At 75.0% G+C, this 6604-nt stretch carries 7 protein-coding genes; 5 read left to right on the forward strand and 2 right to left on the reverse strand.

Annotated elements, in window-relative coordinates; all coding sequences use genetic code 11:
* The 4 genes from VG869_16620 to VG869_16635 form a co-directional block, all read left to right on the forward strand.
* A partial coding sequence (locus VG869_16620; protein HEV3452808.1) for a thiamine phosphate synthase occupies nt 1-254 on the forward strand: 254 nt, incomplete at its 5' end.
* The gene (gene thiD / locus VG869_16625; GenBank protein ID HEV3452809.1) at nt 251-1057 is read left to right on the forward strand and encodes a bifunctional hydroxymethylpyrimidine kinase/phosphomethylpyrimidine kinase; all 807 of its coding nucleotides are present in this window, start codon (nt 251-253) and stop codon (nt 1055-1057) included. The genes VG869_16620 and thiD, both read left to right, overlap by 4 nt.
* Complete coding sequence (gene thiC / locus VG869_16630) at nt 1054-2772, forward strand: phosphomethylpyrimidine synthase ThiC (protein ID HEV3452810.1); 1719 nt, start codon at nt 1054-1056, stop codon at nt 2770-2772. Before thiD ends, thiC begins: the two co-directional genes overlap by 4 nt.
* A 15-nt stretch (nt 2773-2787) precedes the next feature.
* Nucleotides 2788-3084: a DUF971 domain-containing protein gene (locus tag VG869_16635; protein HEV3452811.1), complete on the forward strand. Its 297-nt coding sequence runs from the start codon at nt 2788-2790 to the stop codon at nt 3082-3084.
* Between the two features lie 160 nt (nt 3085-3244).
* Here VG869_16635 and VG869_16640 read toward each other — a convergent pair whose 3' ends face one another.
* Nucleotides 3245-4363, reverse strand: a complete 1119-nt coding sequence (locus VG869_16640; protein HEV3452812.1) for a zinc-binding dehydrogenase — start codon at nt 4361-4363, stop codon at nt 3245-3247.
* Between the two features lie 54 nt (nt 4364-4417).
* On the reverse strand, nt 4418-5917 hold the full coding sequence (locus tag VG869_16645; protein HEV3452813.1) for an alkaline phosphatase family protein: 1500 nt from the start codon (nt 5915-5917) through the stop codon (nt 4418-4420).
* A gap of 252 nt (nt 5918-6169) precedes the next feature.
* Between VG869_16645 and VG869_16650 the strand changes: the two genes are divergently transcribed.
* A partial coding sequence (locus VG869_16650) for an LLM class flavin-dependent oxidoreductase (GenBank protein HEV3452814.1) occupies nt 6170-6604 on the forward strand: 435 nt, incomplete at its 3' end.

A 6604-nucleotide genomic window follows, 5' to 3' on the forward strand; every position in this document is an offset into this window, starting at 1 on the left:
CCTACGCCACGCTCTCCCCGATCTTCGCGTCGGCGTCGAAGCCCGGCTACGGCCCCACGCTCGGCGAATCGGCGCTCGGCGACCCGCCGCTGCCGGTGTACGCGCTGGGTGGCGTCACGGCGTCGAACGCCGGGCGGTGCCTCGCCGCCGGCGCGGCCGGGGTGGCGGTGATGGGTGCCGTCATGCGGGCCGACGACCCCGCCGCGGTCGTCGCCGAGCTCCTCGACGCGATCAGTGCGGGAGCGTCCCGGTGACACCGCCGGTCGCGCTCACCATCGCCGCCTCCGACTCGGGGGGCGGCGCCGGCGTGCAGGCCGACCTCAAGACCTTCGCCGCCCTCGGCGTCTTCGGCGCCGCGGCGATCACCGCGCTGACGGCCCAGAACACGGCCGCCGTGTGCGGGCGCTGGCCGGTCGACGCGGCGGTCGTCGCGGCGCAGGTCGACGCCGTGCTCGCCGACCTGCCGGTGGCGGCGGTGAAGACCGGGCTGCTGGCGACGGTCGACACGGTCGGCGTCGTGGCCGACGCGGCGGCGTCGGGCCGGCTGCCGAACCTCGTCGTCGACCCCGTCATGGTCGCCTCCACCGGCGACCGGCTCCTCGACGCCGACGCCGAGCGCTGCTACCTCGAGCGGCTCATCCCGCTGGCCGCGGTCGTGACCCCGAACCGTCGGGAGGCCGCCGCGCTGGTCGGCGGGGCCGTCACCACGCTCGACGAGCAGCGCGACGCCGCGGCCGCGCTCGCTGCCGTCGGGCCCGCGGCCGTGGTCGTCACCGGTGGCGACGGCGACCCGGGCGAGGACGCGGTCGACGTGGTCGTGGGCGTCGACGGGCTGACGGAGCTGCGCTGCCCCCGCCTGGCGACCGTGAACACGCACGGGTCGGGGTGCAGCTTCGCCTCGGCCGTGGCCGCGGGGCTGGCGTCGGGACGGCCGGTCGCCGACGCCCTGCGGGCGGCCAAGGCCTTCGTCTACGACGCCATCCGAGCCGGCGCGGGCTGGCACCTCGGGTCCGGGCACGGGCCCTTGAACCACTTCCGATGGGAGGAGACCCCATGACGACCACCCCGACCGCGCTCACCCGCCGCAAGGTCTACGTCGACGGGCCGGGCGGCCTCCGGGTGCCGTTCTGCGAGGTGCCGCTCGACGGCGGCGAGCCGCCGGTGCGCCTCTACGACACCAGCGGCCCCGGCTCCGATCCCCAGGTGGGGCTGCCGCCGACCCGTCGGCCCTGGGTCCTCGGGCGCGAGGACGTCGAGGAGTACGCCGGCCGCGCCGTCGATCCCCGAGACGACGGGCGCGGCGCGCGGCGTCGGGGCGCCCCGACCGAGCCCTTCACCGGCGAGCGTCGGCCGCCGCTGCGCGCCCGCGCCGGGCGCCGGGTGACGCAGCTGCACTACGCGCGGCGGGGCGACGTGACCCCGGAGATGGCGTTCGTGGCCACCCGCGAGGGGGTGGAGCCCGAGCTCGTGCGGGACGAGGTCGCGCGCGGCCGGGCGATCATCCCCGCCAACGTGAACCACGCCGAGTCGGAGCCGATGGTCATCGGCCGGGCGTTCCTCGTGAAGGTGAACGCGAACATCGGGAACTCGGCCGTCACGTCGTCGATCGCTGAGGAGGTCGACAAGATGACGTGGGCGACGCGCTGGGGCGCCGATACGGTCATGGACCTCTCGACCGGTCGCGACATCCACACGACGCGGGAGTGGATCATCCGGAACTCGCCGGTGCCGATCGGGACGGTGCCGATCTATCAGGCGCTCGAGAAGGTGGACGGGCAGGCCCAAGAGCTGTCCTGGGACGTGTACCGCGACACGATCGTCGAGCAGTGCGAGCAGGGCGTCGACTACATGACCGTCCACGCGGGCGTGCGGCTGCGCTACGTGCCGCTGACGGCCCGGCGCGTGACCGGCATCGTCAGCCGCGGCGGCTCGATCCTGGCCGCCTGGTGCCTGGCACACCACCAGGAGAACTTCCTCTACGAGCACTTCGACGAGCTCTGCGAGATCTTCGCCGCCTACGACGTCGCCTTCTCGCTCGGGGACGGGCTCCGACCCGGCTGCATCGCCGACGCCAACGACGACGCCCAGTTCGCCGAGCTGCGGACGCTCGGGGAGCTGACCGAGCGGGCCTGGCGCCAGGACGTCCAGGTCATGATCGAGGGGCCCGGGCACGTCCCGATGCACAAGATCAAGGCGAACGTGGACCTCGAGTCCGAGCTGTGCCACGAGGCGCCGTTCTACACGCTCGGTCCGCTCACGACGGACGTCGCCCCGGCGTACGACCACATCACGTCGGCGATCGGCGCGGCGATGATCGCCATGCACGGCACGGCGATGCTCTGCTACGTCACGCCGAAGGAGCACCTCGGCCTCCCGGACCGGGACGACGTCAAGGACGGCGTCATCGCCTACAAGATCGCCGCGCACGCGGCCGACCTCGCCAAGGGACACCACGGGGCGCAGGTGTGGGACGACGCGCTCTCGAAGGCCCGGTTCGAGTTCCGGTGGCAGGACCAGTTCGAGCTCTCGCTCGACCCCGACACGGCGCGCGCCTATCACGACGAGACGCTGCCGGCCGAGCCCGCGAAGACCGCGCACTTCTGCTCCATGTGCGGGCCGAAGTTCTGCGCCATGCAGATCACCCAGGACGTGCGGGCCTACGCGGCGGAGCACGGCGTCGGCGACTGGGAGGCCATCGAGCTGGGCTTGAAGGAGAAGGCCGACGAGTTCGTGTCGTCGGGCGCCGAGGTCTACCAGCCGCGTGGCGACTGAGGGAGCGGGCGGCGCGTGAACGACGCTGCCGCGCCGAAGACGGTCGACGTCGACCGGGCGGTGGGCCTCACGCTCGGCTGGGAGGACGGGACCACGACGCGCGTCGACCTCGAGTCGCTGCGGCGGGGCTGCCCGTGCGCGGAGTGCCGCACCCGACGGGAGCGGGGCCAGCCGGTGTGGCCGGTGCCGTCGTCACCGCGGCCGCTGCGGATCGTCGACGCGGAGCTCGTCGGCGGCTGGGGGCTCGGCGTGACCTGGAACGACGGGCACCGCACGGGGATCTACAGCTGGGCGCTGCTGCGCGCGGGCTGAGCCGGCACCGGGGCCGGGGCGTGGCGTCGGCGGCCGGTCGGTGCGCCCTCGAGCATGAAGATGGAGCCCCAAGGAAGCTTGGCTCAGCTGCCCCTTTCGGAACCGCTTCGCTCGCCCCCTCGGGACTCCACGGTGACCGTAAGCCCGCGCCGGCCGGCCGTCAAGGGGCAAGTGCCGGGCTCGGCGGCGGGGCGGCGCCGGGCACGATGACGGCGCGGAGGGGCCGCTCGTGCCCGTGCGCGAGGTCCTCGAGCAGCTCGGTCACGTCGGGCACCGCCAGCGGCGCCAGGCGGGCGGGCAGGCCGGTCAGGCGCGTGTCGTGGGCGAGGAGCCGCAGCGCGGCCGCGTAGGCGGCGGTGTCGACCCCGCGGGCCCCGAGGACGCGGAGCTCCTTGAAGACGAGCAGGTCAGGGTTGAACCCCTCGACGGTGGCGCCGCGCGTGCCGGCCACCACCACCGTGCCGCCGGGGCGGGCCAGCGCGAGCGCCTGCCCGAAGGCCGCGGGCGCGGCGGCGGTGACGTCGACCACGACGTCCGCGAGCTGCCCGGCGTCGCGGCGGAGCGCCGCCACCGGGTCCTCGGCGGTGACGTCGACCGCCACCGCGCCGAGGCGCTCGGCGAGGGCGAGGCGGCGCTCGTCGGCGGGGCCCGACCCGGTGACGAGCACGAACGCGGCGCCGGCGTCCCGAGCGGCGACGAGCGCGCACAGGCCGCGGATACCCGGGCCCAGCACGGCCACGACCGCGCCCGGCTCGAGCTCGGGGAGCTGGACCGCCCACCGCAGCCCGGCGCCGAGCGGGTTGAACAGCGTGGCCGCGACCGGGTCGAGGCGGGCGGGGACGCGGTGCAGGCGAGCGTCGCGCGAGACCACGACGTGGGTCGCGTACCCACCCCAGAGGCCGGGGCCGACGTCGACCGGGGTGCCGCCGTACATGTCGCGCAGCCCATGCCGGGCGCACAGCATCGACGCGCCCCGCCGGCAGTGGTCGCAGGTCCCGCAGGCTTGGAACACCTCGACCGCCACCCGGTCGCCGGCGGCGAGGTCTCGGGCCGCCCGCGCCTCGGGCGTGATCGTGTCGATCGTGCCGACGATCTCGTGGCCGGGGATGAACGGGGCGCCGACGGGCAGGGCGCCGGTGAACTGCTCGTGGTCGGTGCCGCAGAGACCGCACGCCTCGACCCGGAGCCAGGCCTCGCCGGGCTCGAGGTCACGGAGCGGGAGCTGGCGACGCTCGAGCCGGCGCGGCCCGGTGAGCACCAGCGCCGTGGCGGCCTCCACCCGCCGGCACGGTAGCGGTCACCCGCCGGCGGCCGCGACCGTCCCGCCGCGGCGCTAGGCGTGCTGGGTGGGGAGGTGCTGGACGAGGGGCGGCGCCTCGTCGCGCGTCGCGCACTCGCGGGCCACGAGCTTGTCGCTGAGGCCCCGGACCGGCAGCGCCGGCACGCTGAGACGGGGCCGGGTGAGGTCGAGCGTGCCGGTGAGGTCGGAGGTGACGCTGCGACGCCACGCCGACAGGTTCGGCACCTCGACGCCGAAGCGGGCCTCGAGGAAGCGGAGCAGCGACGTGTGGTCGCCCGGGTCCGAGTTGATGCGCCCGCCCCGGCTGAACGGGGAGACGACGAGCAGCGGGACTCGGAACCCGAGGCCGATGGGGCCGTTGATGCCGCCGGCGCCCGCGGGCAGCGGGCTCGTGGTCACGTACTCGTCGGGGGTGCCGGGGGGCGCCGTCGGCGGCGCGACGTGGTCGAAGAACCCGCCGTTCTCGTCGAAGGTGACGAAGAGGACGGTCTGGGCCCACACCTTCGGGTTGCGCAGGAGGGTCTCGACCACGGTGCCGACGACCCGGGCGCCGGTGTTCGACGGCGCCGGCGGGTGCTCGTCCTGCTGCGGCGGGGCGAGGACCCAGCTGACCGACGGCAGCGTCCCGGCCTCGACGTCGGCGAGGAAGTCCTGGGGATAGGTGGGCACGAACGCGTTCCGGTACAGCACCGAGCCGGGGTCCGAGTACTGGCGGTAGCGGACCAGGATGTTGTTCGTGAGCGTGGTGTCCGCCAGGCTCCCGGGCGCCTGGTACACCTTCCACGACACGCCCTGGGCCTGGAGCCGCTCCGGCATCGTCGTCCACGTGTACAGGGCCGAATTCGTGACGACCTGAGACGGCGCGATCGCGCTGACGTTGGCGGCGTTCGTCACCACGGGCCCGCCCGCCTGCCCGTTCGGGTCGATCGTCGCCGACATCCAGTAGTGCCGGTTCGGGTCGGTCGGCGCCATGACCGAGCAGAAGTAGTGGTCGCAGAGCGTGAAGGCGTCGGCGAGCGCGTAGTAGAGGGGCAGGTCGGCGCGCGTGTAGTAGCCCATGATCTGCGGCGCGGCGAGCGGTCCATCGTTCCTCGTCAGCGAGTGCGTCGTGACCCAGCGGTCCATCGCACCCTGGTTCCAGGACTGGTGCTGAGCGACCCACTCGTGCGACGGGTTGTCGGTGCACGCGGCGTGCATCGTGGCGGTGTCGAGGTGCCACGGGAGCAGCTGGCCTCGCGGCGAGCCGGTGGTGCGCCGCGGGTCGACCTGCGCGAAGACGCCGGGCGAGCCGCGGGGGTGGTCGTCGAAGCCGCGCCCGTGCCGGTAGGAGCCGAAGTAGTGGTCGTAGGAGCGGTTCTCCTGCATGAGGATCACCACGTGCTGGATCTGGCGCAGCTGCTCGGGGGTCGGCGCCGCGGCCCGGCTCGGCGGGGCCGGCAGTCGGGGCACCGCCCGCACCGCCCGTGGCCACGGTCGGAGCGCGACCCCGGCGCCGACGAGCGCGGCGCTCCGCAGGAAGTCCCGCCGGTCCATCAGCGCCGCGCCCCGGGCAGGCGGACGGCCGCCGGCACGCGCGGCCGGCGGCGGGCCTCGGGCCCGCCGCGCCGGTGCGGGCGCGACACCACGTGGCCACTCATCGTCCCGCTCCCCCCGTTCGAGCCGGCGCGGCCTCCCCCTGTCCGACCGCGCCGCTCAGCGTACGAGGTCAGCCCCGACCCCGCCGGGGGCGTCGGCCGGGCGACCGGCGCTCGCGTAACCTGCCGTGGGCGCACGACGGGAGCCGCGATGCGGATCGGGATCTTCGGCGGGGACGCCGCGAACGGTCCGATCAGCGCCATCACCGACCGGGCGCGCACCGCCGCCGCCGACGGGTTCGCGACGTTCTGGCTGCCGCAGATCTTCGGCGTCGACGCGCTGACCGCGCTGGCGGTCGTCGGCCACGAGGTGGGACGGATCGAGCTCGGCACCGCCGTCGTCCCGACGTACCCCCGTCACCCGGTGGTGCTGGCGCAGCAGGCGCTCACGACCCAAGCCGCGGTCGGCGGCCGGCTCGCCCTCGGGATCGGACTCTCGCACCAGCTCGTGATCGAGGGCATGTACGGCTACTCGTTCGAGCGGCCGGTCCGGCACCTCCGCGAGTACCTCGAGGTCCTCGTGCCGCTCGTGCGGGGTGACGGGGCGACGTTCGACGGCGACACCGTTCGTGCCCACGTCGCCCTG

This window comes from Acidimicrobiia bacterium (assembly GCA_035948415.1).
Classification (GTDB): domain Bacteria; phylum Actinomycetota; class Acidimicrobiia; order IMCC26256; family PALSA-555; genus PALSA-555.

Excerpts from the sequence above, each read along its gene's own strand:
- VG869_16645 (HEV3452813.1), bottom strand. The coding sequence starts at position 5,917 with ATGGACCGGCGGGACTTCCTGCGGAGCGCCGCGCTCGTCGGCGCCGGG.
- thiC (HEV3452810.1), top strand. The coding sequence starts at position 1,054 with ATGACGACCACCCCGACCGCGCTCACCCGCCGCAAGGTCTACGTCGAC.